This window comes from Clostridium sp. K13 (genome assembly GCF_019734195.1).
GTDB lineage: Bacteria > Bacillota > Clostridia > Clostridiales > Clostridiaceae > Clostridium.
On the sequence record NZ_JAASHM010000019.1, the window covers coordinates 41,996 to 66,997 of the forward strand.

Here is a 25,002-nt window from a genome sequence, read left to right on the forward strand (position 1 = left end):
TAAAAGGTTATTATTTTTATAATTATTTTGATAGTTATATCACAATTAGTTTATATTTAATAGATAAGATAGTAAAATTGTAATAAAAACAAAAGAAGTAAGGAGATGTTATGAAAAATACTTGGAAGGAAAAGAGATATCTTTAAAGACAGTTTCACCAGATAAATTAAAGTATATAGAAGTTACCAAACTACCGATATATGCAAAAAATAGTTATAGTAACTATTGGTTTGAGAAAATTAATGATGAAATATATATTAAATATAATAGTTGTAGGGAAGATGGAATAAAAACCTTGAATGAAAAGATTAATGAAACTATAGATTTTATTAATTATAACAATATTGCGAAAGTTACTATTGATTTAAGGAATAATTTAGGTGGAGATTCTACATTAATACAACCTCTTATAAATTTTATAAAAGGTAATGATAAAATAAATAGAAAAGAGAACTTAAAGGTTATTATAGGTAGGGAGACTTTTTCATCAGCCTTATTAAATGCATATGAATTTAAATTTGATACTAATGCTGAAATAATAGGTGAACCTTCTGGTGGAAAGCCAAATTGTTATGGAGAGATACTTAAGTTTACATTGCCTAATAGTAGGTTTATTGTAAATTATTCAACTAGATATTATAAGTTAATAGAAGATGATACTATATTAGCTTTGTATCCAGATATAAATATTCAAGAAAGTATTAGTGATTATTATTAATTTATGATGAAAGATTAGATAGGAATTAAGTTTAATTTGGAGGTACATAAAATGGATGGTACAAGAAGAAGTAATATAAAAATAGGATCGAAGGTGTTAGTAGTTCAAAAACAAGATCAAAGAACAGGTAAGTTAACAGAAGGAATAGTTATGAAGATACTAACAAAATCTCTAGAACATCATCATGGTATTAAAGTTATGCTTGAAGATGGCATTGTAGGTAGAGTAAAAGAAATATTAACTTAATAGGTTTAGTCTTAACTGTTATTTTGTATTAGTGAAAATAGTGAGGATATAAATATGGATTATGTTAGATATATAAGAGAAAAAGTAGGTCATGATTCAATAAATTTAACTGGCGTAAATGTGTTAATAATAAATGAAAATAATCAAATATTATTACAAAAGAGAGGAACCTTTCCATATAAATGGGGATTGATAGGTGGAATTACAGAGTTAGGAGAATCTCTTGAGTCTACTGCAGTTAGAGAGACAAAGGAGGAGTCAGGATTAGATATAAGGGAATTAGAGCTTTTAGGAACAACATCAGGTGAGGATTGTTTTATAGAATTTCCTCATGGAGATAAGGCATTTTTTATAACGATAGGATACGTATGTAAAAGCTATAGTGGTGAATTAAGTGTGGATAACTTTGAAACAAAAGATTTATGTTTTTTTAGTTATGACGAATTACCAGAAAATATACCTAGAAGTCATAAAGTATTTATAGATAAATATTATAGTTTATAAATTATAATTAGATAAAACAGTAATTAAAAATGAACATTATGCTTCTAAGGTGTAGTACATAAGATTACTTCAATAATAATATTATTATTATTGAAATTAACCAGGGAAAACTTTTGTTTTCCCTAGTTAATTTTGCTTTGATTAAATAGAATCATCAGTAAGGTTACCAATATCCAAGTTGCCATTACCAGAAAGATTGCTAAGAAGTCCTGCAAAATCAGAGTTGGAAAAATTAGAGTTAGAAAGGTTGGGACTATTAAAGTTATTATTACCATAGTTTCCAATATTAAAGTTGCCATTATTAGAGTTATTAGATCCGATATTATTACACCAACCATTACTAAATCCACTGCAACCAAAGACCTTATTATAATCACCCCAAAAACTACCAGGCCCAAAGCCACCACCAAATATAAAGAATATTATTAGTGTATAAAGCCAAGAGTTATTAAAAGCTGATGCATTATTACAAGGGTTATAGTAATTATTATTACAGCAGGAGGAGTCATTATCACAATTTCTTAACATGTATATCATCTCCTATCATTAGATTTTATAATATATACTATTTATAAAAGAGCAGTTTGTTTAAATTATTTTAAGTATATAAATATAAGTTATAATTATAATGAAGAGTTATAAAGCAAAAGGTAATGAATGAGAGGGAAATTATGCAGATAAATAGATTATTTGAAATTATATATATTCTCTTAGAAAGGAAAATTGTAACAGCAAAAGAATTAGCAGAAAGATTTGAAGTGTCACAAAGAACTATTTATAGAGATATCGAAATACTTTCTACCACCGGAATTCCAGTATATATGACTAAAGGAAAAGGTGGGGGGATATCAATATTACCGGAGTTTATATTAAATAAAGCTGTGTTAACAGAAGAGGAAAAGTCAGAGATATTATCATCAATAAAAGCAGTTAATGCTATAAGTTTTAATGATTCGGAACCAGAAAAGGTAATTAGAAAGTTAAATAATATCTTAGGTGAAAATGATACTGATTGGATAGAGGTTGATTTTTCAAATTGGGGTAATGTAGAAAGAGAAAAAGAAACCTTTTATAATGTTAAATATGCAATATTAAATAAGAGAATAATTAACTTCCAGTATATGAGTGGGAGGGGAGAAAATATTAATAGAAAAGTATACCCATTAAAGTTGTATTTTAAGGGACAAAGTTGGTACATATATGGATACTGTAAAATAAGAAGTGACTATAGGTTTTTTAAACTAAGAAGAATAAAGGATTTAAATATTTCTAAAGAAACTTTCAATATTGAAGTACCTAAAACTATAATGAAAGAAGAGAATATTTATGAAGGTGAGTTTGTAACTTTAAAAATGAAGATTTCTTCTAAAATGGCATATAGAGTATATGATGAATTTGAAAGTTTCAAACAGTTACAGGATGGAAGTTTTATTGCAGAAATAGAATATCCAAAAGGTCAATGGATATTTAGTTATATATCTTCATTTGGGGAAGAATGTGAAGTTTTAGAACCAGAGGAGATAAGAAAAGAAGTAAAAGATAAAATAAAAAAAATGATTTTAAAGTATTCTTAATATGACATATTGCTGTCATATTAACCTAAGTATAATAATCTTATCAAATATATGGAGGTTATTAATATGAATTATGAAATTGTAAATTTAGAAGAAAAGATAATAGTAGGGGTTAGTGCTATTACAAGTAATGAAGATCCTAAGATGGAGAAAGTTATTGGGGGGCTTTGGGAAAAGTTATATCAAGATGGAATTAATAAAATAATAAAAAATAAAGTAAATGAATATGCAATAGGTCTTTATTCAGATTATGAAAATAATAAATATTGTGTTACAGTAGGTAATGAAGTAACAAGTGTAAAGAACGAAGAGCTTACAGTAAAGAAGATTCCAGCAGGAAAGTATGCTAAGTTCTCTATAGAGGGACATATGCAAAAGTCAGTTTCAAAAGCTTGGAATGAGATTTGGCAAATAGATTTAGATAGAAGTTATAAGGCTGATTTTGAAGAATATTTAAATTCAGATTTTGATAATGCTAAAATAAATATTTATATTTCTTTAAATTAAATTTATATTTAGAAACTATAAAAGGAGATTAAAGTTATATGCATGAGGTTATTGCAAAAGGAATATTATCTAGAACTAATGGAATGAATATTTATAGAGGATGTACTCATGGATGTATATATTGTGATGCAAGAAGTATTTGTTATGGAATGGATCATGTTTTTGAAAATATAGAAATTAAAGCTAATGCACCAGAGTTATTAGAAGCTGCACTTAAGAAAAAAAGAAAAAAGTGTATGATAGGAACAGGTGCAATGAGTGATCCATATATTCAATTAGAAGAAAAGCTGCAAAATACAAGAAAGTGTTTAGAGATAATTGAAAAGTATGGATTTGGATTAGCAATACAAACTAAATCTAACAGAATATTAAGGGATTTAGAATTATTAAAAAGTATAAATAATAAATCAAAGTGTGTTGTACAGATGACATTAACAACTTATAATGAAGATTTATGTAAAATAATAGAGCCTAATGTTTCTACAACAAAGGAACGTTTTGAAGTATTAAAAATAATGAGGGATAATGGAATTCCTACAGTAGTTTGGATATGTCCTATATTGCCATATATAAATGATACTGAAGAAAATATAAGGGGAATATTGAATTATTGTATAGAAGCTAAAGTTAAAGGAATTATAGTATTTGGTATTGGTTTAACATTAAGAGATGGAAATAGAGAGTATTATTATAAAAATCTAGATAAGAATTTTAAAGGTTTGAAAGAAAAATATATAAGTAGGTATGGGAATAGTTATGAAGTAGTAAGTGAAAATCATGAAATATTAATGAAAATTATTAAAGAAACCTGTAAGAAGAATAATATTATTTGTGGGCTGGAGGAAGTTTTTGAATACATGAAAACTTTTGAAGAGAAAAATAATGAAATTCAAGTAAGGTTTGATATATAGTCTTAGATATGAGATAAGAATATATTTTGTATTAGTATTAATAAATATAATGCTAATACATGTTTTTAAATACATTTAGCACATTTAACTCCTCCAGCAGCAACATCAACAGTACTAATAGAATTTATATCAGGAGACATACCTGAATAACTTAATGTATTATTATTATTATTATTATTATTATTATTATTATTATTTTGATTGTAAGCAGCCACAGTAATTGTGTAATCAGAGTTACCAGGGTTAGTTATCGTATTATAAATATCAGATGGGCTAAGTCTAGTATTATCATTTACTAAACCTTTCTGAGAAATTCAAATATTAAAATGAGCATCTAAAAGAGAATTTCCTATAAGCCTTAATTTCCATATACCAGGTTGTAAATCGTAAAAACCAACTCTTATAAGTTCATCACCTGTAATTTCTTCAGGAATATAATAATTTGCCTTAATGAAGGTTTTTTCAAAAATATAAGTATAATTAATTGTTTTATTTATTTGAGAGTTGAGAACACCACTATTTTCTCCAGAGGGGGAGATTATGTCCAATGATACTATATTTGGCACATCAACCCATATTTCTAACCATAAATTTTTTTCTTCTGGAGGTATATCTAAATCAATTACTTTAATTGGATCACTTTCAGTAAGTATTCCAGAAGCACCAATTATTCCTGCCATTTCTGTATCGTGACCAAAGTCATCTTTACTTGGAACTATTGAATAGGGATCATTTCCTTTAAAAAACTCATCTATAGCCAACTGTATTTCATTATTTTCATATATTGTACCAAATGGAATATTAATATCTTTAATAGGTTTGGTAGATTTTATTGTTTGATCCCAGATTAAATCTACTCTAGATTTCTTAAATTCATCCATAAACTCTTCATTTAAATAATCAATACCAGTGTCTATTATTGCTACATCAATACCTTTACCGGTTAATTTTAAAGGTAAATCTAACTGTAAAAAGTTTACTTGGGATGCTTCAATTGGAGAAATGTCTTGTAATGTATACATAGCAGAAGGTTTTATATAAACTATAGTTGAAAATTTGAAACCATCATCAATAATATCAAGCTTTGCTTTGGGAATATATAGTACTGCATATTTATCATTAATAATGTTTATAAATAAATCAGGATAAGCTTCAAATTCCTTTATAATATCACCTTGGTATTCTATTAAATAATTAAAATAGTCAGGATTACTTATATAATTATCTATTGAAAAATTTCTTTTCATAAAATCCTCCTAAGTATTTATTGGAATTCTTATAAATAGATTATTAATACTATACTCTATATACTCTGAATCAACTATATTAGAATCAGATCTTATACTCATAAGGCTATTTAATTGAGTTTTATTATTATATATTTTTGCTATTGAACTAAAGGTTCCTAATAAATTTAATTCTCCGTATCCTAAATCTTTATTAGGATACTTATAATTAGGATTTCTTAATGTACCATAAATAAGATAGCTTCTAATTTTATTTGAATACATACTTATATCATTACTTTTAAGTATTCCCCACTGAAGGAGTAGAGCACAAACACAAACAGTTATAGCCGTAGCTGCGGAACTACCAGAAAGTGTAGTAGAGCCGCCACCGGGCTTTGTTGTTAGAACATTTACTCCTATAGTAGCTATGTCAGGTTTAATTCTACCTATATTATAATCCCATCCTTTACCGGACTCAGCTAAAACTACTTGGTTTTCTCCATAATATGCAACTGAAACTGTATTTTGAGTAGTAGAAGGAAGCGTTAAGGTAGTAGTATTATTGGGTTCCATAAACACTAAACCACTTGGAAGGGTTATATGTGGTGGTAGCCATATATCATATCTACCACCAATTATATATTCACCAATTAATTTGATCTTCCATGATCCAGGTTTTAAGTTTTTAAATTGAATGCTAATTACATTAGATCCCGTAAAGTTATCTGGAAGACGATATGAAACAGTAATTTCTGTTGAAGTGAAAACAAATTTATATTTTTCAATTTTATTTATTTTAGACTTTATAATTTGAGATGATTCTCCAGTAGGTGATATAATTTCAACTGAAGCGCTATTAGGTTTTTGTATTCAGATATTAAAACTAAGATGTTTAATTGCTCTTGGAATTTTTAATTCTTGAGTTGATATATCATTTTTAGATTTTATATATCCAGTTGTATGACCTTCAGCAGCACCTTCATTTCCCACACCTGTAACTAAGCAAAGCCCCCTTATTAATGCAAGTGAATTTAAATAGCGGCTAATAAGGTTTCTACCGTCATGGCTACCTTCAGTTGAACCAAAGCCTGTATAGATAACCATGGCTTTATTTTTTAATTTAAAGAATTCTTTTTTTAAAAACTCTAATCCAGCAACACATTCTGAAGTATTATAAATAGGCACATCATCTATTAAGTTATCCTTTAACATAGACTTAAAATTAGTAGATTCCATAAGCTTAACAATTATGAAATTACATTTATGAGCTACACCTTGAAATTCGCTCGTAGTACCCCTAGCACCTATAATTCCAGCTATTTTGGTACCATGTCCACGTTCGTCTTTAGTTGGAAGAATGCTATACGGATTTTCATTGTTTTTATAAGCTTTTATAGCTGAATTTATTTCTTAAGAGTCTTTCTCTATCTTCAGGCAGAAAGGATACAACTGCTAAGGTACTAGAAATTATATCTCCAGCAGCCTAAGAAATTTTATCTATTTCTTCTTTAAAGTTACCTCTATATTCTACTAAAAAATTCTCAGTCAATGGATCGAAATAAAAAGACTTTTTATTATTCATTATGGTATCTCCAAAACTTAATAATACTCAATATATTAAGTTAAATCTCAATTAATGAATTAAATTTATAGATTAACAAATACTACAATTAGAATTTAAATTATTGTGAAATCATAAGTTATAATAGATAGTTATAGGAGTTAAAATAATAATGGTATTAAAAAAATAATATTAAAGATTCTAATTTTCCACCTACTTTTTAGTGGGGTTATAAATAATTTTATGAATGTATATGGTATAACCATTTCAGATAAACCTATAAATGCAAGTGTATTACTATATACATATAAAGATAAATATATAAGTGAAATAAAAGAAGAGCTTGAGAAAATTGAAAATAATAATAAAGATAAAATAAGTTTTAATTTTTATGATGCAAAGAAAAGTCAAGAGTTGCAAAATAAGCAATTAGAAGAAGTACTTAAAAATGGAACTGATATAATATTATTAAGTATGGTAGATATAGGTTATGATAAATATTTAGTAGATAAAATTAAAGAAGAAAACATACCAGTAATATTTTTTTATAGGGAACCATTTTCTTTAGTAAACATAAAATTATATGGAAAAGCAGTATTTGTGGGTAATGATTCAGAAGAGGCAGGAATCTTACAGGGAGAAATAATTACAGAGTTATGGAAGAAAAATAAAAAAATATTTGATAGAAATGATGATAATATACTTCAGTATATTCTTATCAAGGGAGAAAAAAATAATTTAGATGCAAAACTAAGAAGTGAGTATGTTATAAAAACTATAAATAAAAATGGTGTTGATAATATTGAAATTGCATCTGAATTTTGTAATTGGGATAGAGATATTGCTAAAAATAGAGTAAAATCACTTTTATTACAGTATGGAAACTCTATAGAAGCGATTATTTGTAATAATGATGAGATGGCAATAGGAAGTGTAATTGCTTTAGAGGAATTTGGATATAGTTCAAAAGAAAAAGTTATTATTGTTGGAGTAGATGGTACAGAAGAGGCTATAAACCTAATTAAACAAGGAAAGATGTCTGGAACAGTTGTGCAGCAACCATATAAAATGTCAGATGCATTATATAAAATATCTATAAATGTGGTAGAAGGAAAACAACCACTTGAAAATACAGGATATAGTTTTGATAGTAGCGGTATAGGAGTACGTATACCATATACAAAATATATTATAAATGAACAGTTATTAAAATAAAGGAACTAGTAGGGTAAACTATTTATAAGTAGTTTACTCTATTAGTTTTTTATTTTAATTTAAATAAGTAATGATATGAAAACTAGGAATAAATGTTCAAAGTGAAAAGTTAGTTATATTAAATAAATTTTTTCATAATAATATATCCAGAATGCTTGTAAAAATAGTATTAAACTACAAAGCCAGACTGCTTTAATGCTTAATATAAGCGATATTAAAGTTCCAGGAATAGTTCCAAAACCAAAAGAAAAGGTGAGAATTGTAAAAGTAATTAATTTTTTTAATGATTCATTATTTTTCTTATCTAATGCACTAAATAGTAATATACCAACAGTTCTAATATTGCCAGTACATATAGTTGTATTAAATCCTGTACCAAGACAGTCTCTAAATAAACATAATTGATAGCCCATAAGAAATGATACTAAGTTTGTAACTATAACATCAGGAAAAGATTTAGGAATTAAGCCTATTAAAAATAAAGAAATACTTTCTAAAATAAGAGCAAATTTTCTCCAATCACCTTTAAATTTAAAATTAGTAAGTATAGCTCTAATTAATTCACTAAATGCAGCTCCTAGGATACAAGTCATAATAGGAAGAAAGTAACTTAGTGCTTCTAACCACTCTCCAAGTGCAATATTAATTCCTAATTTAGACATATTAGCTGTATGCATATTAGCTAATATATTATTTCTAGTTATATATGTATATCCATTCATATAGCCTCCCACAAAGGTTACTATCATAATAAATAATGGCCTTTCCCAAGGAGGAATTCTTTTTATTTTATCATTTTTCATATAATTCACCTTTGTTATCAAAAAATAAGCATAGATATAGTATTCCCTAAAAATATTAAATATTTTAAATAGAAATTATTATGTTAAAGAATATAAAGTGTAAATAAAAAATAAATATGTTTATAGATATTTATAAATAAGTTATGATAGCTAATGAAACAGTTAAATAGATCACTAGCTTTATTTGTTGAAAATAATTTTTAGGTTAGAGATTCTATGTGTTTAAATAAATTGAACTGGAGATAAAAATGAATAAAGAATTAAGTATATCAAAAATTACAGGTTATGATAGGTTTAAATGTAGTGCAGATAAATGCAAATTTACATGTTGTGAAGGATGGGACATAAATGTAGATGAGGATACTTTTAATAAGTGGAAAAATGAAGAAAGTAAATTTAATTATATTTTACAGAATTTAAAATTAAAAGAGTCTGGAGAGAAAAAGGAATACTTTTTAGATAAATATACTCATGAGACATGCCCATTATTAGATGAAAATGGATTATGTAAAATAGTAAAGAACCATGGAGATGAATATATATCTTTAACGTGTCAAACATTTCCTAGAATAAAAAATATATTAGGAGATAGAAATGAGTTTACTTTATCGTGCTCTTGTCCAGAAGTTATAGAAATTATAAGTAATATTGATGGAAAGATTAATATGATATGTAAAGATAATAATGCTTCTATAGATTCTTCATTAGAGTTTAAAGTAAGAGAAACTTTAATTAGTGTAATTCAGCATAATGAATTAGCATTAGAATATAAACTAATAATTTGTTTCCAGATGCTATTAGCTATTTTAGAAAATGTACATATTCAAAAGAGAAGACTATTTACAGAAATAGAAGAATATAAAGATAAAGAATATATGAAAGAGCTTGAAGACATGTATAGTAAAGTAAATTTAAATATAGATGAGTCTATAGAAGAACTTAATAATTTATTTTTAGATATAGTAGAAAACTATAGAGATGTTTCTGGGCTAGAAAATATTTTAGAGGAGATTTCAGGTTTTGCAGAAGAAATAGAAATAGAATATCTTTGTGAACAGTGGGATGATTACAAAGGAAAATTCGAAAAATATGATGAACTTATTGAAAATTGCATAGTATCTAAAGTTTTAGCTAGTTGTAATAGTAGTGATATTGAAGAGGTAGTAATTTCCTTCGAAATGATTATATTAGAATATTTACTAATTAGATATGCACTTTTCTTAAAATATTGTATTAGTGAAGAAGAAGGATTAGATATACAAAATATAAAGGATTATATAGTGGTATTTTCAAGAGTTATTGGAAATAATACTGAAGCTGTTATAGAGTTCATTAATGAAGGTTTTGGTAGTGAAATTTTAGATGTAGGATATATATGCTTTATAAGTTTATATTAACATAGTAAATTATTATCTATAAAATCTGTAGTATTAGTATAAATTTAATAAATAGTCAAATAATATTTATTAATGCTATTTACCCTTGTTAAATTAATACAAAGATTTTGGAGGATAAAATGAAATTAAATAATAATATATATGTTTTAAAATTAAAATCAGCTATGAATCCAGAAGAATTTATATATCCAACACTGATAAAGAATGATGATAAAATTTTACTAATTGATACTGGTAATCCAGGTCAGTTTGGAGAAATAAAAAATGCAATTGAAAATGAAGGACTTAGCTTTGATAAACTAGTAGCTATAATACTCACTCACCAAGACATAGATCATGTAGGTACAGCTTATGAAATTATCAATGCAATTCCTAATGTTCAAGTTCTTGCTTCAGAAGTTGAAGAAAAATATATAAATGGAAGTAAAACTCCTACAAAATTAACTTATTTAGAAGATAATTTTAATGATTTACCAGAACAAGCAAAGTTATTATACGAAAAGATGAAAAAATTTTATAATTGTAATAAGGTTAATATAGATTTGACTTTAAGTGATGGATATACTATTCCTGGCTTTGAGAATATAATAGTTTTAGATACTGCTGGGCATACCCCTGGTCATATAAGTTTATATGATAAGGAAAGTAAAACATTAATAGTTGGAGATGCCTTTATAATTAAAGATGAAAGTTTAAGCTTTACAGCTTCTGATTTAAATTTTAATGATGAAATGTATTTAAAATCAATAAGGAAGTTATGTAATTACGATATAAATACAGTTATTTGTTATCATGGCGGAGTTTATAATAATAATGTAAATGATAATATCAAGATACTAGCTAATAAAAAATATTAATTTTAGGTATTACATCAATAAAAAAAATTATGTTATACTTTGAAAGACAATGCGTTGTACCTATGGTCATACCACTTGCCATAGGTACAAACGCATTTTTTATTTTATTAGAAAAAGATGGAGAGGATATAGATGAATATTGATAATGAGAAATTAAGAGCAATAGAAAGTGTTATGGGGCAAATAGGAAAACAGTTTGGAAAAGGTTCAATTTATAAAAAATGGCCATACTTTTTTAGGGAATAGAACTAGGGTAAAAGTAATTAAAAATAAGGTTGCACCGCCATTTAAACAAGTAGAATTTGATATTATGTATAATGAAGGAATTTCAAGAGAAGGAAATTTAGTAGATGTTGGTGTAAATGAAGGAATCGTTGAAATAAGTGGAGCTTGGTTCTCTTATAATGATATAAGACTTGGACAAGGAAGAGAAAATTCTAAGATGTACTTAAAAGAAAATACAGATATTGCTTTAGAAATAGAAAATATAATATAAATTAGTGAAAATTTTTAGTTCGCCAACAGATAGTATAAATGCTTATATTTTATTTAAGGCATTTTTCACTGTTATTGGAATGTCTATTATAATGACACTTATAGGTGGAGTACTAGCATTTGGATTTAATATAGAGGTTTTGAAAGAATTTACAATATGCTGGCCACGAAAGTTTTGTGTAGTTATTTTCTTAGAACTTATTATTGTACAACCTATAGCAAGAAAGGTTATGAGAATTATGCATGAAAAGAGTGATAATTCTTTAGAGTTAGAAAAAGACATTGCATAATTAAATAAAATTGCGAAGGAAAATAAAAGTTAAGGGCCTAACAGCCAAGGTAAAGTGATTAATATAGCTTGCGCTAATTAATCATAGGTAAGTGTTTGCTGACGCAAACGTTAAAGAGTTAAGGATAAAATTACTTCGTAATTCCTTTGAATATATATTTTAGAAGCTTCGTAAGACGTTTCTTCCTTAACTAGCCGCAAGGCCCTTACCATTGACGTAGTCAATTTTTAACCTTTTTGAACTAGCGAAGCGCTGTTCAAAAAACTTAACCGGACAAAGGCCCTTAACTAAATAAATTGCTTCACAATTTATTAATATAGGGTATTAAAAATATAAGAGTTAAGTTATATAAACTGTAGTTCCATAAGGAATATTATCATAAATCCATTTAGCATTTACTTTAGCAAGTCTTATACATCCATTACTAATTTTAAATCCAAGTCTACCATCTCTAATAGTATTATCTAAGTTATATAAAATTGAGTGAAATAAATAGTTTCCTTTAAATTGTGTATAGTAATAACAAATATATCCATGATCTTCTCCGAAAGAATAACCTTTTGCCCCAACTTTAAAGGTTCCTAAGGGTGTAGGAGTAGATGATTTTCCAATAGAGCAAAGGTAGTTTTTTTGTAATTTCCAGTTATTTTTAGATCCTAAAAAAATATTTACTTTGAAATTTTTAGTATCTACCCAAATTAGATATTTAGTACTACTAGATAGATTGTTTTTATTTACAAAATCTGTAGAGGTATTAATATAATTTGATGAATCCCTAAGATTATGGGATATTATAGATTTTTTAAAAATATAATGATGATATGAATTTTTTATTTTATTATAAAAGTTCATAGGCTTATTTTATTAAAACTCCTAAATTTTTATTATATTATATAGTACGAAAAAATAGTATTAGTGAAATAGTATTATAAATAAAGATAGAAGTTTAAGAAAATATGTTAAAATAGTTATTAATTTAAAGTTTAAATTACTTCTAAAACTTATTTTTATACAAATACTAAATTAGAGAAATATAAAAATTATTAAATCTAAGGAGGTGGGTATTTTTATGATAAATAATTTTTTTAGTAATGAAACATTTAGGATATCAGCAGTTATAATGTTTAAAATAGTTTTATGTGTAATACTTACTGGAGCTATAGGATATAATAGAGAAAAAAAGGGAATGGTAGTAGGTATAAGAACTCACGTTATGGTTGGACTTGTTGGTTTGTTAATTCAAATAACATCATTAGAATATTATCGTATTAATGGTGGAGATAATGACGTGTTTAGATTAGCAGGACAATATATTTCAGGAATTGGATTTTTAGGAGCTGGAACTATATTAAAAGATAAAAGAAGTGTAAAAGGCTTAACTACTGCAGCATCAATATGCTTTGCAGCCATAATAGGACTAGCTGTAGGAACAGGTATATATATTCCTTCAAGTGTAGTTACACTTGTTGCTTATGCATTTTTAAATGATATATTTAAAATAAAGAATTTAGTATCTGAGTCTAGAAATTTACATGCACATATTGAGGTTGGAATAAATGGTAATATAGCTAGTACAGTAGAAGCAATAAAGGATATGATAAGAGGTGTAGGTGGTGATATTGTATCTATTGAAATACAAAAAAAAATCTAATAGTGATGGAGTTAGAGTTAGATTTAAAATAAATATTGATGATGAACTTGATATAAGTGATATATTAACAGAAATTATGATTATAAGTGAAGTTGATAAGGTAGAATTAATAGAACATTAATATATAAATAAAAAAATCCACAATTTATATTGTGGATCTTTTTTATTAACTAAATATTGTTAAGAATTCATATAAATCACTTTGTTCTTTTTCATTATAATCAAGATGATGTATATCAGTTAATATTTTTTCTACTTTTACTAATAAGAATTTTTCTTTAATATTGTTAACAGAAGCTATAGATTCTGTTATTTTTGATTGAATAATATCTATGCTATTAGAAGTACTTGTAATTTCTTAGATTTAGTAACAGTAAATTCTAAATGTGGTTGTATTAATGCAAACACTGTATATGCAGCCCATTCACCGTGTTTGATGTCAAATAATCTTACTATAAAGAAATTTATTGCAAACATTAAACCTAATCTTAAGCCATATGCAACGCGTATATTTTTTAAATTTATAATGTTTTTCTTAACGTGTAATTTCATAAATTCATCTTTATTATCTTTAATATCCTTTAATACTGTAGATATTTCATCTAAAAAACTGTAATCTAAAGATTTATTTTTTAGATTATCTAATATTGTATCAATTTTTTCTAAAGATGATAATATGTTAATTGTATTTGATCCGCATTCTGTAAGATGAGAATCGCTTTTTCTATTATCAAATATAGTTGATTTAAGTTTGTTTATAGTTTCAACTAAAATAATATCAGCTTCTTTTGTATTCTTCTAGGCAGCTGTGATACAGTAACTGGATAAGTTAATAGCAACATATAATGTAATCCAATAAGCATATTAATAGTTTTTTTTAGTTCATAAGTAAAATAATAACCTATAAATAGCATAATTAAAAATTTAATGACTTCCAATATGAAATATATCAGAAGTCATTAAGTAGGTTAAATTAAATTATCAATGCCATTTACAGTAGTTTGTTCATTTTCATCAATAGGAATAACAATATATTTTTTGCCGTCAATTATCTGTGATTTTATATGTTGTACTTTTTCTGGTTTTACTTTAAGTACAATATCATAATTTTCAGTAATATCTGTAGGGGCATCTTGCTCTGTCTCTAAATTATCAATGGAGTTATCTGATTCTACAGCAGCTTCATCATCTAATTCTAATGAAGTATTTTCAATTTCAGAGTTTATTGAAATATCTTGAGTTACTCTTTCAAGTTTATTTTCAAGTATGCGAACTTGCTTTTCTAACATTTCCTCTTTTTTCTTTTGAGCTTTTGCAGCAAGAGCTTTATTATCTAATAATATATCTGCTACAGGAGGAGTGTCTCCAAAGTTTTCTGTATATGATTTTTCGATTTTAGTAGTAATTTCTTCAGGAACACCGCTTAAAGATAATATTTCTTGAACTATATCATTAGTTAAAATAATTGGTTCAGCAGTATCTTCATAAATACTATTATGTTCTTCTATTTTATTATTAAGACTTTCTTGAATTTCCATAAAGAAATGCTCAGATTTTTTCTCATCTGGACCAAGAGCATCACGAACTATTTCATTAAATGCTTCTTTTTGCTCTGTATTGGTTTGTTTTGATGGACAACCTAAAGCATTTTCCATTAGCTCAGGATGAGTGTCTTTGGCATTTTTAGTATAATACATAATAGAGTTAACATCTGTACCACGGTTTATGAAAGCTGGAAAAACAAAACCGTTACTTGGGGCTTCAACAACCCAATCTCTAGTACGTGATTTAATACTATTTTCTTCTTCAAAGTATCTAAGACCTGCTTTAGATAGTTCAACTGGGCATATAGCACATAAAATATATTCATAAACTTCTTCAGATTCATCTAATTTTGCATTATCTTTAGTTTTAGTAATAACATCATAAGCATCATGGAAAATAAGAATTAAAAAATTACCAGTATAATCATAGTTGTTTATAATTGAATTATAAAATTCATCAAGTAAAGAATCATCCTTTAATTGACTATTTTTTAATTGCATAAACTCTAATTGTTTTTCATTTATATGCTCTTCATTAAGTTCGAAATTAAGCTCTAAAATATTATTTCCAATAGTTCCAGAGAGAACCTTTTTTGCGATTTCTAAGAATTTAAAATAATCATCTTCTTCGAGATTTAAGAATGTCTCTCTAAATTTTAATAAAATATTCTTCTCACCATTAACGTAGCATCCACACATTTTAGTAAATGTACAGTGGTCTTTTTTAAAGCGCTTCTTTAGTTCTAATATATCTTTTTTTCTCATATAATGGCCTCTCATTCTATTTATATTTATAGCACATATCAAAGAATATGTTACCATTACAAGTATAATATTCATTGAAAATCAGTGCAAGAAAGAAAAATAAAATTATAACTTTTATTAACTTTTATATGTTTTATAATATAAAAGGGTTATATATAATATCCATAAATATAAATGAGAGAAGGGATTGGTTTGGAAAAACAAGAGATAGAGTTATTTCCAGCTGGATTAATAAGTTGTTTATTAAATAATAAAGAAGTAAGAATACTTAAAATATCTCCAGAAAATTTAACTTTACGTGTTTCAGAAGAAGTAGAAAGTATAAATGAGATAAAAGTTATGTTTTACATATTTGATAAATCAAAATATGAAGAAATATATATAGAAAGTTATAAAATAGTGGAAAGTATAAAAAGTGATTTTTATATATCTTACAAATTTAATATAAATGATAATAATTACTTTAAAAATGTTAAAAGAACTTTTAGTGAATACTCAAAATATGTTAGATTAAAAGCTTATGGAGATGGTAATGAATTTTCTAGTGATATGATTAATTACCCAGCAGAATTAGATTATGATTTTTATGAGTATTATTCTGAACAAAAATATAATTGGTTATCAAAATTAGATTATGAAGATTATGATATTAATATTATAAATAATATAGAAAAAGCTATTAAAATTGATAATTATAATTTATATAAAAAGTATTTAGATAAAGATATAGATTCTTTTAAAAAAGAATATTTAAAAGAAAACTTTATGGAAAGACATAATTTATTTAAAGAAAATATTTCTAGGATTTATATTGGAAATGAGTTTTGTCATAATTTATTTCCAAGTGATAAATTATTAATGGAAATGATACAAAAGGCAAAGCAAGAGAGGTTAGATATAACAATTTGTTTTACATATATTAGAGAATGTTATATAGAGAAGACTAAAGGTGTAATAGATAAGTTATACAATTGGTGCATTAAAAATAATAAAAAAATAGAAATCGTCATAAATGATTGGGGAATGATAAAACTAGTTGAAAATAAAGGTGATTATCTTACTTTGTCTTTAGGAGTATTGTTAAATAAAAGAAAGAAGGATCCTAGATATATTTATAAAAATGGATATGAGGAAAATAAAAATCTTATAGCAAAAAATAATCTTAATAGTAGCATTTTTACTAAGTTTTTAGAGATAAATAACATAAAACGATATGAGTATGAAAGTTGTGGGTATAAGATAGATATTGCAGAAGGAAATCATAGCTTACATATTCCTTTTTACGTAACTAATACATCTCAATATTGTACACTATATGCAATGTGTACTACTATGAATCGTGGAAATCAAAAGCTTGTAAAAGAATGTCCAATGTATTGTAGTGATTATGTATTTACATATCCTAAGCATTTAAAAATGATAGGAAGATATAATTCACTATTTGCTTTTGATGATACATCACTTAAAGATTCAAATAGTTTAGAGGAGTATATAAAAAGAGGAATAGATAGAATAGTTTTTAATTTTATATAAAGAGGAAAATAAGATGAAGATAATAGCAGGACTTGGATGTATAGATGATTATATAAAATTAGTTAAGGCAGGAGCTGATGAGGTTTTTTGTGGATATGTTCCATATGAGTGGAATAAAAAGTATGGAAGTCTATTTCCTTTAAATAGAAGAGAAGTGCTTTATTATAATATTCAAATTAATTCTTTGGAAGATATGAAAATATTAAAGAAAATGGTTGATAAATATAAGGTTCCAGTAAGTATTACATTTAATTATCTATATTATATTGAAGAACAATATGAAGAAATAATAAATATAATGAATGATTTAATTAATATTGGATTTGATCAATTTATTATAGCTGATATTGCTCTTATATTATATATAAGGAATAAGGGAATAAAATGTTTTATACATTTAAGTGGGGAATGTTCAGAAATTAATAGCTTATCCATGGAATTCTTTAATGAGTTTAATATAGATAGATATGTTTTTCATAGAAAAAACACAATTAAGGATATGGAATCTTGCATAAGAAATAATAAAGTGAAAAACTTAGAATATGAGGCATTTATTTTAAATGAGAAATGTCATTATAGTGGGGCTTTTTGTAGTTCTCTTCACTGTGATGAAATGTCACATTTATGTACAATGTATTATAATTTAGCAAAGATTAGTGAAGAAGTTAATAATTTTAAAGAGGTAGATGAGAAGTATAGATTATATTATGAACAATTAGATAATGAAGATGAGGATAAAACACATATGCTAGGTAGTAGTGGCTGTGGGATATGTTCATTAAAAAAACTTAAAGATGCAGGGGTAACTCATTTAAAGGTAGTTGGGAGAGGTAAATACATAGATTATATGGAAGAGGATATAAAAAAATTAAAGATAGCCATAGATATGATAAATGATAATAAAGAGGAGAAAAGTTATGAAAATTCAGTAGAGAATATTATATTTAATAGTAAATGTAGTGGGAATTGCTATTATTAATATATAGTAAAAAGAATATTAGAGTTGCATGGAAGTGAATATAGTGTAAATTCATTAGATAATAGTGTAATTTTTTATTTCACTTTAAATAAAGTGAAAATATAAAGCTTAAAAATTCATCATAATATTTACGATATTATGGTGAATTTTTTATGAAAATAAATATTAAGTAGATAAGAAAAGTATTGGCTGATATAATAAATAAGCAGAAGTGATTAATGTCACTTTAAAATTAATTTTACTTACAAAGGAGTAATTAAATGAAATATTATTTAGCCCCAATGGAAGGTATAACAGGACATATATATAGAAATGCATATGCAAAATATTTTGATAATATAGATAAATACTTTACACCATTTATTGTACCAAATCAAAGTACAAGTCTTAAAACAAAAGAGTTAAGGGACATGTTGCCAGAAAACAATGAAGGATTATATATAGTTCCACAAATACTTACTAATGATGCAGAAGGATTTATTACTACAGCTAAGAAGTTACAGCAATTAGGGTATGATGAGATTAATCTAAATTTAGGATGTCCAGCTGGAACAGTTGTTTCAAAGAATAGAGGGTCAGGATTTCTATCACAAAGAGATGAGCTTGATAGTTTTTTAGATGAAATATTTAAAATTAATGATATGAAAATATCAGTAAAGACTAGGATAGGAAAAGATAGTCCAGATGAATTTTATGAATTAATAAAAATATATAATAAATATCCTATGGAAGAATTAATAATACATCCTAGAACAAGGCAAGATTTCTATGGAAATACACCTAACTTAGATGTATTTAAGGATGCTATATCTTTAAGTGAAAATACATTATGCTATAATGGAGATATTTTTACAGTTGAAGATTATAAAAAAATAACAGAAGTATTTCCTAATATAGATAAAGTTATGTTAGGAAGAGGAATATTAGCCAATCCAGGATTAATGGGTGAAATAATAGATAATACTTATGTAGATAAAAATATATTAAGAGATTTTCATGATGAAATATTTAATAATTATACTGAGTTACTAAAAGAAGATAAAAATGCAATGTATAGAATGAAAGAGCTTTGGGGATATATGTCTCATATATTTACAAATAATAAAAAGTATTATAAAAAAATTAAGAAAGCACAAAAAGCAAAGGATTATATAGAAGCAGTTTCAAGTTTGTTTGAAGAACAAGATATAATAAAAGGTGCTGGATTATTTAGTGGTGAATAAAAAATGAGAATTCAAAATTTTAGATTTTGAATTCTCATTTTTTTATTATAAATAATTTATTTTACATATTTATTTGTAAATTTGATAACAGTTGTCCAATAAGTTTCTGGATCTACTTCAGATGCTTTGGCATGTCCAGCACCTTCTATTGTTAACATTTCTTTTTCTGAGTTTGTTGCCTTATAAAGTTCTTCCATCATGAAATAAGGAACGAAATCATCTTGATCTCCGTGTATATATAAAATTGGAGTTTTAGATTTTTTTACTTGTTCTATAGATGAAGCCTCTCCAAGAGAATAACCAGCTCTGATTTTTGCAACTAAAGATGATATATGCATAATTGGGAATTCAGGAAGGGAAAATAAATCATCTAATTGATAAGAGAATTGATCCCAAACAGAAGTATAACCACAATCAGCAATTATTGCTTTTATATTAGATGGAATCTCTTCCCCTGAAGTCATAGTAACTGTTGCTGCACCCATTGAAACACCATGTAGAACTATTTCAGCATCAGGATTCTCATTTAATATTACATCTATCCATGAGATAATATCTAACCTATCATCCCAACCCATTCCTATATAATCACCATCACTTGAACCATGAGCTCTTAAGTCAGGAATTAATACATTATATCCCATATCATAATATTTCTTAGCATATGTACTCATATTTAATCCTTCACTTGTATACCCATGTACTGTTATAACCCATTTATTAGAAGGGATTTCATTTTGGATTTTATAACTATGAAGCTTTAAATTATCTGAAGAAGTAATATATTCATCTGTATAATTAGATTGATTTAATATCCATGTCTTATCTTCATCTAAAACTTGTCCACTTGTTGCTTCTTGTTCTTCAGGTGTTCCAAATACAATATCTTTTGGGGTATTTGGGTTTAAAGCTAAATTATAAAAATAGTTGCCTATGAAACCTAAAGCTACAATTATAAGTAAGATAAGAGTAGATAAAGTTATTTTTAAAATTTTCTTTTTTCTCATTTTAAGAATCTCCTTTGCTGACATTTATTATAAAAGTCGAATAATTTGAAAGTCAAATTAAAGTAATGTTATTTTAACATGGCTATATAAAATAGACAATAAAAAAATATTGGTTATATGGTAAATAAATTATTAAATTTTAGATACAAAAAAAATATATTTAATATTAATAATAAGTGATAAAAAATTAACATATTCCTATATATATATATTGGTAAAAAATAATTTTGACTATATTGAAAAAATATATATAATAAAAGAAGTGATTTTTTTTGTAGAATATAATGTGGGGTGACATAAATTAAATGGAAGATAGAAATAAACTTCAAGAAGAAATAATGAAGGCTGATAATAAAAGCGTTGAAAAAATGTGGAAAAACATAGATGAAAATTGTAATTTGAAAGCCTTTTTAGAAAAAATGACTAAGGATGAACTAGTTAAAATAGCTAAGAAGTATTCCGTAAAGGGTATTACAACATTAAAAAAAGCAGAAGCTGTTGAAAAGGTAATGAATGTAATACTAGAAAATACAAAAGTTGCTTTAGAGTTAATGGAAGAAGGAACTTTAAAATATATAGAGGAATTACTTAAAGAGAGCGGACTTAAAAAATATGAATGTAATGAAATGATTTATATTAACTATTTAAGAAATAGAGGATTAGCTTTTTCTGGAGTAAAGGAAGATGAAGCCTTTGTAGTTATACCAGAAGAATTAAAAGGTATAATTACTGAACAAATAAACAAGGATTTAAAAGATAAAGTTAGATTAAATGAAGAAATAATAAAAGCTATTTCAGGAATGGTTTATTATTATGGTATTTGTAAATTTGATTTTATTAAGTCTAACATAGAAAACATATTTGCAACTAGTTTTGATGAAATATACATAAATACATTAATAACAAATGGAGAAGAACTTGGATATGATTATGTTATTGATGGAGATATAATTTGTAACATAGATGTAGAAGACACTGAAAAAATATTAAATCTTCAAAAAGATTGCCAAAATGATTATTATAGATTTGATAAAAAGTCTTTAATAAAAGCAGGTAAAATTGATTTTGTTGAAGAAAATAAGCAAAGTACTAAATTAGAAAAAGTACTTGGAGAATTATTTGTTATTGACAAAAATATATTAAAAGAGGAAATGGATGGCTTTATAGTTGCTATAAAAAATGAAGTAGAAAAGGCAGAAGCCATAGATATATTTTTACAAGCATATGAAATACAATCAGATGAAGAAAGAGAAATATTTATATATGAATTAGAGCTTCTAGCAAAGAGCATTAGAAAATGGTCTTTAAAAGGATACACTGAAAATGAAATAGAAAAGGCAAATGCTAGAGTTGTTAATGAAGTTAAAGTAGGAAGAAATGATCCATGCATATGTGGAAGTGGTAAAAAATACAAAAAGTGTTGTGGATAAACTAAATATATAATAAAAAAAGATGCGTATTAATACGTATCTTTTTTTAGTATAATTATTAGAAGTTATAGTTAAAGATTTTAAAATAACTATTTGATAATTAAGTGAGGCATTAACTTTTAAAAAAGTAATAAAAATTAATTACTAATGATATTATTACAAGTAATAATTATTAGTAATGTGGAATAATGAAATATTCATGTAAAGGTAAATATTAGCATTTTAACTACATAAAATATATTGAAGATACAAAAGAGGGAAAAATTTAAATATATTTGTGGGGTGAATTGGAATGTTTAGTGCAATAATAATGTTACTAGGTGCTTCTATACTCATGATAATTTCTATAAAAATATTTACAAAGCAAATGAATTTAATTAATAATGGGGAAAAGAGAAAAGCAAAAGTTGTTGAGTTACAGTCCTTTAGTTATATAACTTATGGTACTGAAAAAAATAAGATATATAATGTAGATATAAATCCGGTATTAGAGATTGATTTAGGTAATGAAAAAGTAAGGGTTGATTATCATGATTATGATGAAATGTGTGATTTAAAAGAGGGGGACGAAGTTGAGTTAATTTATCCAAAAGATAATATAAAGGAAATAACTAGATACTCAAAATATGAACTACTTAAAAACTCAGTTTTGTTTGGGATAATATCAATTATAGTTATGGTAATAGCTATAAGTTTAATTATAATATAATTTGATTAGTAATATAGCTGTATAAAAATTATACTATGAATATATTACAAATTATGAATAATAATTTCTTTTATAGGAATTATATTATTTTATAATTTATCATAGTATGTGTTTATACAGTTTTTTTTGAACATATTTTTAGAATGTAGTTATATATAAGTGATAAATAATTTCAAATAGGACTAGATTAAAGTAGCTAACTTATTTTATAATAATACTATATTTTTAATTTTTTTTAGGAGAGTGAAACAAATGATACGTAAAGAGTCTGAAGACGTTTTAAATATGTTGTTAGTAAAATTATTTAATGATATTTTAAAAATTGAGGGAGCAGCTATAAAACAAGGCGAGTTTAGTGATTTATCTGTTACAGAGACTCATATTATTGAGGCAATTGGTAAGGATAGAGAAATGACTATGACAGAAGTAGCTAATGATTTAGAAATTACAGTAGGAACATTAACTACAGCTATAAATAGATTAATAAAAAAAGAGTATGTTGAAAGAAGAAGAATAGAAGAAGATAGACGTGTTGTTTTAATAAAATTAACAAGCAAAGGCGAAAAGGCATTTGATAGTCATGCACAATTCCATGATGATATGATTAAGAGTATTATTAAGGAACTTCCAGAAAGCGAAGAAGCTGTTCTTATAGCATCACTAAAAAAAATGACAAACTTCTTCGAAGAAAAGTACAATCTTCATAAGTGAAGCTCCAAATTTTAATTTGGTTAGCTAAATTTATAGCAACTTAAAAAGGCGTAATATATTTTATTAAATATATTTTAATATTTTACTTAAATGGGTGGGGAAGAAATAGTATGGGAATGACATATAGTTCAAGTATGGAGGTTGCTAAAATTGCTACGCAAATGGCGATATCCACAAGAGAAGAGGAAGAACAGTTAAAAGAATCATATAAGAAATTAGGAATTTTAGTTACAGCAGTTAATATAGGTGGAAATATTAATGAGTCTACATCTAAAATATTAGAAAGGGCTTTAGTAGCAGCTAAAAGAAGTAATGTTATTAGAGATGAACATTTACATGAAGGTGGGATTATAGGAGCTACTAGAGATGCATTAATGCAGATTAGGGAAAGAGCTAGTGGACAAAATGTAGGTGGAAAAGTAGGAATAGCTAGAAAAGGACAGCATATGAGTGTTTGTATCTTTTTAAGCGTAGGACTTTTACATTTAGATGAAGTTGTAATTGGAATAGGTCATAGAGCCGTACCAGAATAAATAGATAGATTAGTATAAGTGTTTTATACTAATCTATTTTTTTTATTTGAATAAAAAGATATTTAATAACAAATTCTAATATAGAAATATAGTAAAAGAATAAGTTTGTTATTTATATAACGAAGAGGTGGATGTTAAGCTGAAATAACAATTAAAAAAAATAAAGTATAAATATAAAAACCATATGGTTAAATATAAGAAAAATGTCTAAAAAAAATACATAGTGTTGAAAATGTTATCATATTTGAAAAAACTAGGGTATTATAGTTGGTATAAGTAGGTGGGAAAAATAAAATAAAAAAAGTTTTAAAAAAAAGTTTGACAAAAAATAAACAATCGAGTACAATAAGTGTGTGGACAAGTTAAAAACTTAACAATCAAAACAAAAGATTAACAAAGTCACAGATTAGATTAGAGATATCAATTAAAATTATTATAAATATTGATTATTTAGGAGGATGTAATAAATGAAAGTTACAAACGCTCAAGAATTAACAGCAAGAATTAAACAGTTAAGAGAAGCACAAAAGAAATTCGCTACTTACACTCAAGAACAAGTAGACGAAATATTCAGACAAGCAGCTTTAGCAGCTAACCATAACAGAATTAA

29 protein-coding genes and 1 pseudogene are annotated in these 25,002 nt (G+C 25.7%); 20 read left to right on the forward strand and 10 right to left on the reverse strand.

Features of this window, described 5'->3' with window-relative positions:
* Nucleotides 1–121: 121 nt before the first annotated feature.
* Genes HCG76_RS11555 through HCG76_RS11565 form a run of 3 tightly spaced genes read left to right on the forward strand, consistent with a single transcriptional unit; the run spans nt 122 to nt 1,468 of the window.
* Entirely contained in the window at nt 122–718 is a 597-nt protein-coding gene (locus HCG76_RS11555; protein WP_260458113.1) for a S41 family peptidase, read from the forward strand.
* Nucleotides 719–769: 51 nt separating this feature from the next.
* Nucleotides 770–964 (forward strand): YwbE family protein, encoded by a 195-nt coding sequence (locus tag HCG76_RS11560; protein ID WP_195989134.1) that lies wholly within the window; start codon nt 770–772, stop codon nt 962–964.
* 54 nt (nt 965–1,018) lie between these two features.
* Nucleotides 1,019–1,468: an NUDIX hydrolase gene (locus HCG76_RS11565; RefSeq protein ID WP_221700503.1), complete on the forward strand. Its 450-nt coding sequence runs from the start codon at nt 1,019–1,021 to the stop codon at nt 1,466–1,468.
* Nucleotides 1,469–1,609: 141 nt separating this feature from the next.
* Here the strand turns inward: HCG76_RS11565 and HCG76_RS11570 are convergent, their stop codons facing one another.
* On the reverse strand, nt 1,610–1,996 hold the full coding sequence (locus tag HCG76_RS11570; protein WP_221700502.1) for a hypothetical protein: 387 nt from the start codon (nt 1,994–1,996) through the stop codon (nt 1,610–1,612).
* A 143-nt stretch (nt 1,997–2,139) separates the two neighbouring features.
* Here HCG76_RS11570 and HCG76_RS11575 point away from each other — a divergent pair, with 143 nt between their 5' ends.
* The 3 genes from HCG76_RS11575 (at nt 2,140) to HCG76_RS11585 (ending at nt 4,460) form a co-directional block, all read left to right on the forward strand.
* Nucleotides 2,140–3,042: a helix-turn-helix transcriptional regulator gene (locus HCG76_RS11575; protein WP_221700501.1), complete on the forward strand. Its 903-nt coding sequence runs from the start codon at nt 2,140–2,142 to the stop codon at nt 3,040–3,042.
* Nucleotides 3,043–3,108: 66 nt separating this feature from the next.
* Nucleotides 3,109–3,549: a GyrI-like domain-containing protein gene (locus tag HCG76_RS11580; protein WP_221700500.1), complete on the forward strand. Its 441-nt coding sequence runs from the start codon at nt 3,109–3,111 to the stop codon at nt 3,547–3,549.
* 38 nt (nt 3,550–3,587) lie between these two features.
* Entirely contained in the window at nt 3,588–4,460 is an 873-nt protein-coding gene (locus HCG76_RS11585) for an SPL family radical SAM protein (protein ID WP_221700499.1), read from the forward strand.
* A 65-nt stretch (nt 4,461–4,525) separates the two neighbouring features.
* Here HCG76_RS11585 and HCG76_RS19090 read toward each other — a convergent pair whose 3' ends face one another.
* The 4 genes from HCG76_RS19090 to HCG76_RS19395 form a co-directional block, all read right to left on the reverse strand.
* On the reverse strand, nt 4,526–4,675 hold the full coding sequence (locus HCG76_RS19090) for a hypothetical protein (protein ID WP_260458112.1): 150 nt from the start codon (nt 4,673–4,675) through the stop codon (nt 4,526–4,528).
* Nucleotides 4,676–4,774: 99 nt separating this feature from the next.
* Nucleotides 4,775–5,707, reverse strand: a complete 933-nt coding sequence (locus tag HCG76_RS11590) for a S8 family serine peptidase (RefSeq protein WP_260458111.1) — start codon at nt 5,705–5,707, stop codon at nt 4,775–4,777.
* 9 nt (nt 5,708–5,716) lie between these two features.
* The gene (locus HCG76_RS19390; RefSeq protein WP_311776395.1) at nt 5,717–6,262 is read right to left on the reverse strand and encodes a S8 family serine peptidase; all 546 of its coding nucleotides are present in this window, start codon (nt 6,260–6,262) and stop codon (nt 5,717–5,719) included.
* A gap of 297 nt (nt 6,263–6,559) precedes the next feature.
* Entirely contained in the window at nt 6,560–7,096 is a 537-nt protein-coding gene (locus tag HCG76_RS19395) for a S8 family serine peptidase (RefSeq protein ID WP_311776396.1), read from the reverse strand.
* Between the two features lie 397 nt (nt 7,097–7,493).
* Between HCG76_RS19395 and HCG76_RS11600 the strand changes: the two genes are divergently transcribed.
* Nucleotides 7,494–8,465, forward strand: coding sequence for a galactose ABC transporter substrate-binding protein (locus HCG76_RS11600; RefSeq protein ID WP_221700498.1), 972 nt, complete (start codon nt 7,494–7,496; stop codon nt 8,463–8,465).
* A 113-nt stretch (nt 8,466–8,578) separates the two neighbouring features.
* On the opposite strand, the gene HCG76_RS11605 is transcribed toward HCG76_RS11600, so the two are convergent.
* The gene (locus HCG76_RS11605; RefSeq protein ID WP_221700497.1) at nt 8,579–9,268 is read right to left on the reverse strand and encodes a YoaK family protein; all 690 of its coding nucleotides are present in this window, start codon (nt 9,266–9,268) and stop codon (nt 8,579–8,581) included.
* Between the two features lie 248 nt (nt 9,269–9,516).
* On the opposite strand from HCG76_RS11605, the gene fliB reads away from it, so the two are divergent.
* The 4 genes and pseudogenes from fliB (at nt 9,517) to HCG76_RS11630 (ending at nt 12,307) form a co-directional block, all read left to right on the forward strand.
* A complete protein-coding gene (gene fliB, locus HCG76_RS11610; protein ID WP_221700496.1) occupies nt 9,517–10,665 on the forward strand; it encodes a flagellin lysine-N-methylase in 1,149 nt (382 codons plus the stop codon).
* A gap of 119 nt (nt 10,666–10,784) precedes the next feature.
* Nucleotides 10,785–11,522 (forward strand): MBL fold metallo-hydrolase, encoded by a 738-nt coding sequence (locus HCG76_RS11615; RefSeq protein WP_221700495.1) that lies wholly within the window; start codon nt 10,785–10,787, stop codon nt 11,520–11,522.
* A gap of 232 nt (nt 11,523–11,754) precedes the next feature.
* A pseudogene (locus HCG76_RS11625) lies at nt 11,755–12,015 on the forward strand (recombinase RecA); the annotation flags it as partial.
* Between the two features lie 7 nt (nt 12,016–12,022).
* A complete protein-coding gene (locus tag HCG76_RS11630; protein ID WP_221700493.1) occupies nt 12,023–12,307 on the forward strand; it encodes a hypothetical protein in 285 nt (94 codons plus the stop codon).
* 339 nt (nt 12,308–12,646) lie between these two features.
* Here HCG76_RS11630 and HCG76_RS11635 read toward each other — a convergent pair whose 3' ends face one another.
* Nucleotides 12,647–13,159 carry a L,D-transpeptidase gene (locus HCG76_RS11635; RefSeq protein WP_221700492.1) on the reverse strand — a complete coding sequence of 171 codons (513 nt, stop codon included), beginning with the start codon at nt 13,157–13,159 and terminating at the stop codon, nt 12,647–12,649.
* A 217-nt stretch (nt 13,160–13,376) separates the two neighbouring features.
* Between HCG76_RS11635 and HCG76_RS11640 the strand changes: the two genes are divergently transcribed.
* Both HCG76_RS11640 and HCG76_RS11645 read left to right on the forward strand, forming a co-directional pair.
* Nucleotides 13,377–13,958 carry an MgtC/SapB family protein gene (locus HCG76_RS11640; protein WP_221700491.1) on the forward strand — a complete coding sequence of 194 codons (582 nt, stop codon included), beginning with the start codon at nt 13,377–13,379 and terminating at the stop codon, nt 13,956–13,958.
* Entirely contained in the window at nt 13,936–14,079 is a 144-nt protein-coding gene (locus tag HCG76_RS11645) for a hypothetical protein (RefSeq protein WP_221700490.1), read from the forward strand. Before HCG76_RS11640 ends, HCG76_RS11645 begins: the two co-directional genes overlap by 23 nt.
* Before the next feature lie 209 nt (nt 14,080–14,288).
* On the opposite strand, the gene HCG76_RS11650 is transcribed toward HCG76_RS11645, so the two are convergent.
* Nucleotides 14,289–14,510 (reverse strand): hypothetical protein, encoded by a 222-nt coding sequence (locus HCG76_RS11650; protein ID WP_221700489.1) that lies wholly within the window; start codon nt 14,508–14,510, stop codon nt 14,289–14,291.
* Nucleotides 14,511–14,926: 416 nt separating this feature from the next.
* The gene (locus tag HCG76_RS11655; protein WP_221700488.1) at nt 14,927–16,267 is read right to left on the reverse strand and encodes a DUF4317 domain-containing protein; all 1,341 of its coding nucleotides are present in this window, start codon (nt 16,265–16,267) and stop codon (nt 14,927–14,929) included.
* A gap of 192 nt (nt 16,268–16,459) precedes the next feature.
* Here HCG76_RS11655 and HCG76_RS11660 point away from each other — a divergent pair, with 192 nt between their 5' ends.
* The 3 genes from HCG76_RS11660 (at nt 16,460) to HCG76_RS11670 (ending at nt 20,002) form a co-directional block, all read left to right on the forward strand.
* The gene (locus HCG76_RS11660) at nt 16,460–17,800 is read left to right on the forward strand and encodes a hypothetical protein (RefSeq protein WP_221700487.1); all 1,341 of its coding nucleotides are present in this window, start codon (nt 16,460–16,462) and stop codon (nt 17,798–17,800) included.
* Nucleotides 17,801–17,813: 13 nt separating this feature from the next.
* Nucleotides 17,814–18,779: a U32 family peptidase gene (locus tag HCG76_RS11665; RefSeq protein WP_221700486.1), complete on the forward strand. Its 966-nt coding sequence runs from the start codon at nt 17,814–17,816 to the stop codon at nt 18,777–18,779.
* Nucleotides 18,780–19,039: 260 nt separating this feature from the next.
* On the forward strand, nt 19,040–20,002 hold the full coding sequence (locus HCG76_RS11670; RefSeq protein WP_221700485.1) for a tRNA dihydrouridine synthase: 963 nt from the start codon (nt 19,040–19,042) through the stop codon (nt 20,000–20,002).
* A 56-nt stretch (nt 20,003–20,058) separates the two neighbouring features.
* On the opposite strand, the gene HCG76_RS11675 is transcribed toward HCG76_RS11670, so the two are convergent.
* A complete protein-coding gene (locus HCG76_RS11675; protein ID WP_221700484.1) occupies nt 20,059–21,009 on the reverse strand; it encodes an alpha/beta hydrolase in 951 nt (316 codons plus the stop codon).
* 305 nt (nt 21,010–21,314) lie between these two features.
* Here HCG76_RS11675 and HCG76_RS11680 point away from each other — a divergent pair, with 305 nt between their 5' ends.
* The 4 genes from HCG76_RS11680 (at nt 21,315) to HCG76_RS11695 (ending at nt 24,392) form a co-directional block, all read left to right on the forward strand.
* Nucleotides 21,315–22,439: a YecA family protein gene (locus HCG76_RS11680; protein ID WP_221700483.1), complete on the forward strand. Its 1,125-nt coding sequence runs from the start codon at nt 21,315–21,317 to the stop codon at nt 22,437–22,439.
* A 292-nt stretch (nt 22,440–22,731) separates the two neighbouring features.
* Nucleotides 22,732–23,148 carry a hypothetical protein gene (locus tag HCG76_RS11685; protein ID WP_221700482.1) on the forward strand — a complete coding sequence of 139 codons (417 nt, stop codon included), beginning with the start codon at nt 22,732–22,734 and terminating at the stop codon, nt 23,146–23,148.
* Nucleotides 23,149–23,400: 252 nt separating this feature from the next.
* Nucleotides 23,401–23,859, forward strand: a complete 459-nt coding sequence (locus tag HCG76_RS11690; RefSeq protein ID WP_195989728.1) for a MarR family winged helix-turn-helix transcriptional regulator — start codon at nt 23,401–23,403, stop codon at nt 23,857–23,859.
* Nucleotides 23,860–23,969: 110 nt separating this feature from the next.
* Nucleotides 23,970–24,392, forward strand: coding sequence for a HutP family protein (locus HCG76_RS11695; RefSeq protein WP_221700481.1), 423 nt, complete (start codon nt 23,970–23,972; stop codon nt 24,390–24,392).
* Nucleotides 24,393–25,002: the final 610 nt, after the last annotated feature.

Coding starts and splice junctions, on each gene's coding strand:
- HCG76_RS11560 (WP_195989134.1), top strand. CDS start 770: ATGGATGGTACAAGAAGAAGTAATATAAAAATAGGATCGAAGGTGTTA.
- HCG76_RS11565 (WP_221700503.1), top strand. CDS start 1,019: ATGGATTATGTTAGATATATAAGAGAAAAAGTAGGTCATGATTCAATA.
- HCG76_RS11570 (WP_221700502.1), bottom strand. CDS start 1,996: ATGTTAAGAAATTGTGATAATGACTCCTCCTGCTGTAATAATAATTAC.
- HCG76_RS11575 (WP_221700501.1), top strand. CDS start 2,140: ATGCAGATAAATAGATTATTTGAAATTATATATATTCTCTTAGAAAGG.
- HCG76_RS11580 (WP_221700500.1), top strand. CDS start 3,109: ATGAATTATGAAATTGTAAATTTAGAAGAAAAGATAATAGTAGGGGTT.
- HCG76_RS11585 (WP_221700499.1), top strand. CDS start 3,588: ATGCATGAGGTTATTGCAAAAGGAATATTATCTAGAACTAATGGAATG.
- HCG76_RS11590 (WP_260458111.1), bottom strand. CDS start 5,707: ATGAAAAGAAATTTTTCAATAGATAATTATATAAGTAATCCTGACTAT.
- HCG76_RS19390 (WP_311776395.1), bottom strand. CDS start 6,262: ATGGAACCCAATAATACTACTACCTTAACGCTTCCTTCTACTACTCAA.
- HCG76_RS11600 (WP_221700498.1), top strand. CDS start 7,494: ATGAATGTATATGGTATAACCATTTCAGATAAACCTATAAATGCAAGT.
- HCG76_RS11605 (WP_221700497.1), bottom strand. CDS start 9,268: ATGAAAAATGATAAAATAAAAAGAATTCCTCCTTGGGAAAGGCCATTA.
- fliB (WP_221700496.1), top strand. CDS start 9,517: ATGAATAAAGAATTAAGTATATCAAAAATTACAGGTTATGATAGGTTT.
- HCG76_RS11615 (WP_221700495.1), top strand. CDS start 10,785: ATGAAATTAAATAATAATATATATGTTTTAAAATTAAAATCAGCTATG.
- HCG76_RS11635 (WP_221700492.1), bottom strand. CDS start 13,159: ATGAACTTTTATAATAAAATAAAAAATTCATATCATCATTATATTTTT.
- HCG76_RS11640 (WP_221700491.1), top strand. CDS start 13,377: ATGATAAATAATTTTTTTAGTAATGAAACATTTAGGATATCAGCAGTT.
- HCG76_RS11650 (WP_221700489.1), bottom strand. CDS start 14,510: ATGAAATTACACGTTAAGAAAAACATTATAAATTTAAAAAATATACGC.
- HCG76_RS11655 (WP_221700488.1), bottom strand. CDS start 16,267: ATGAGAAAAAAAGATATATTAGAACTAAAGAAGCGCTTTAAAAAAGAC.
- HCG76_RS11665 (WP_221700486.1), top strand. CDS start 17,814: ATGAAGATAATAGCAGGACTTGGATGTATAGATGATTATATAAAATTA.
- HCG76_RS11670 (WP_221700485.1), top strand. CDS start 19,040: ATGAAATATTATTTAGCCCCAATGGAAGGTATAACAGGACATATATAT.
- HCG76_RS11675 (WP_221700484.1), bottom strand. CDS start 21,009: ATGAGAAAAAAGAAAATTTTAAAAATAACTTTATCTACTCTTATCTTA.
- HCG76_RS11680 (WP_221700483.1), top strand. CDS start 21,315: ATGGAAGATAGAAATAAACTTCAAGAAGAAATAATGAAGGCTGATAAT.
- HCG76_RS11685 (WP_221700482.1), top strand. CDS start 22,732: ATGTTTAGTGCAATAATAATGTTACTAGGTGCTTCTATACTCATGATA.
- HCG76_RS11690 (WP_195989728.1), top strand. CDS start 23,401: ATGATACGTAAAGAGTCTGAAGACGTTTTAAATATGTTGTTAGTAAAA.
- HCG76_RS11695 (WP_221700481.1), top strand. CDS start 23,970: ATGGGAATGACATATAGTTCAAGTATGGAGGTTGCTAAAATTGCTACG.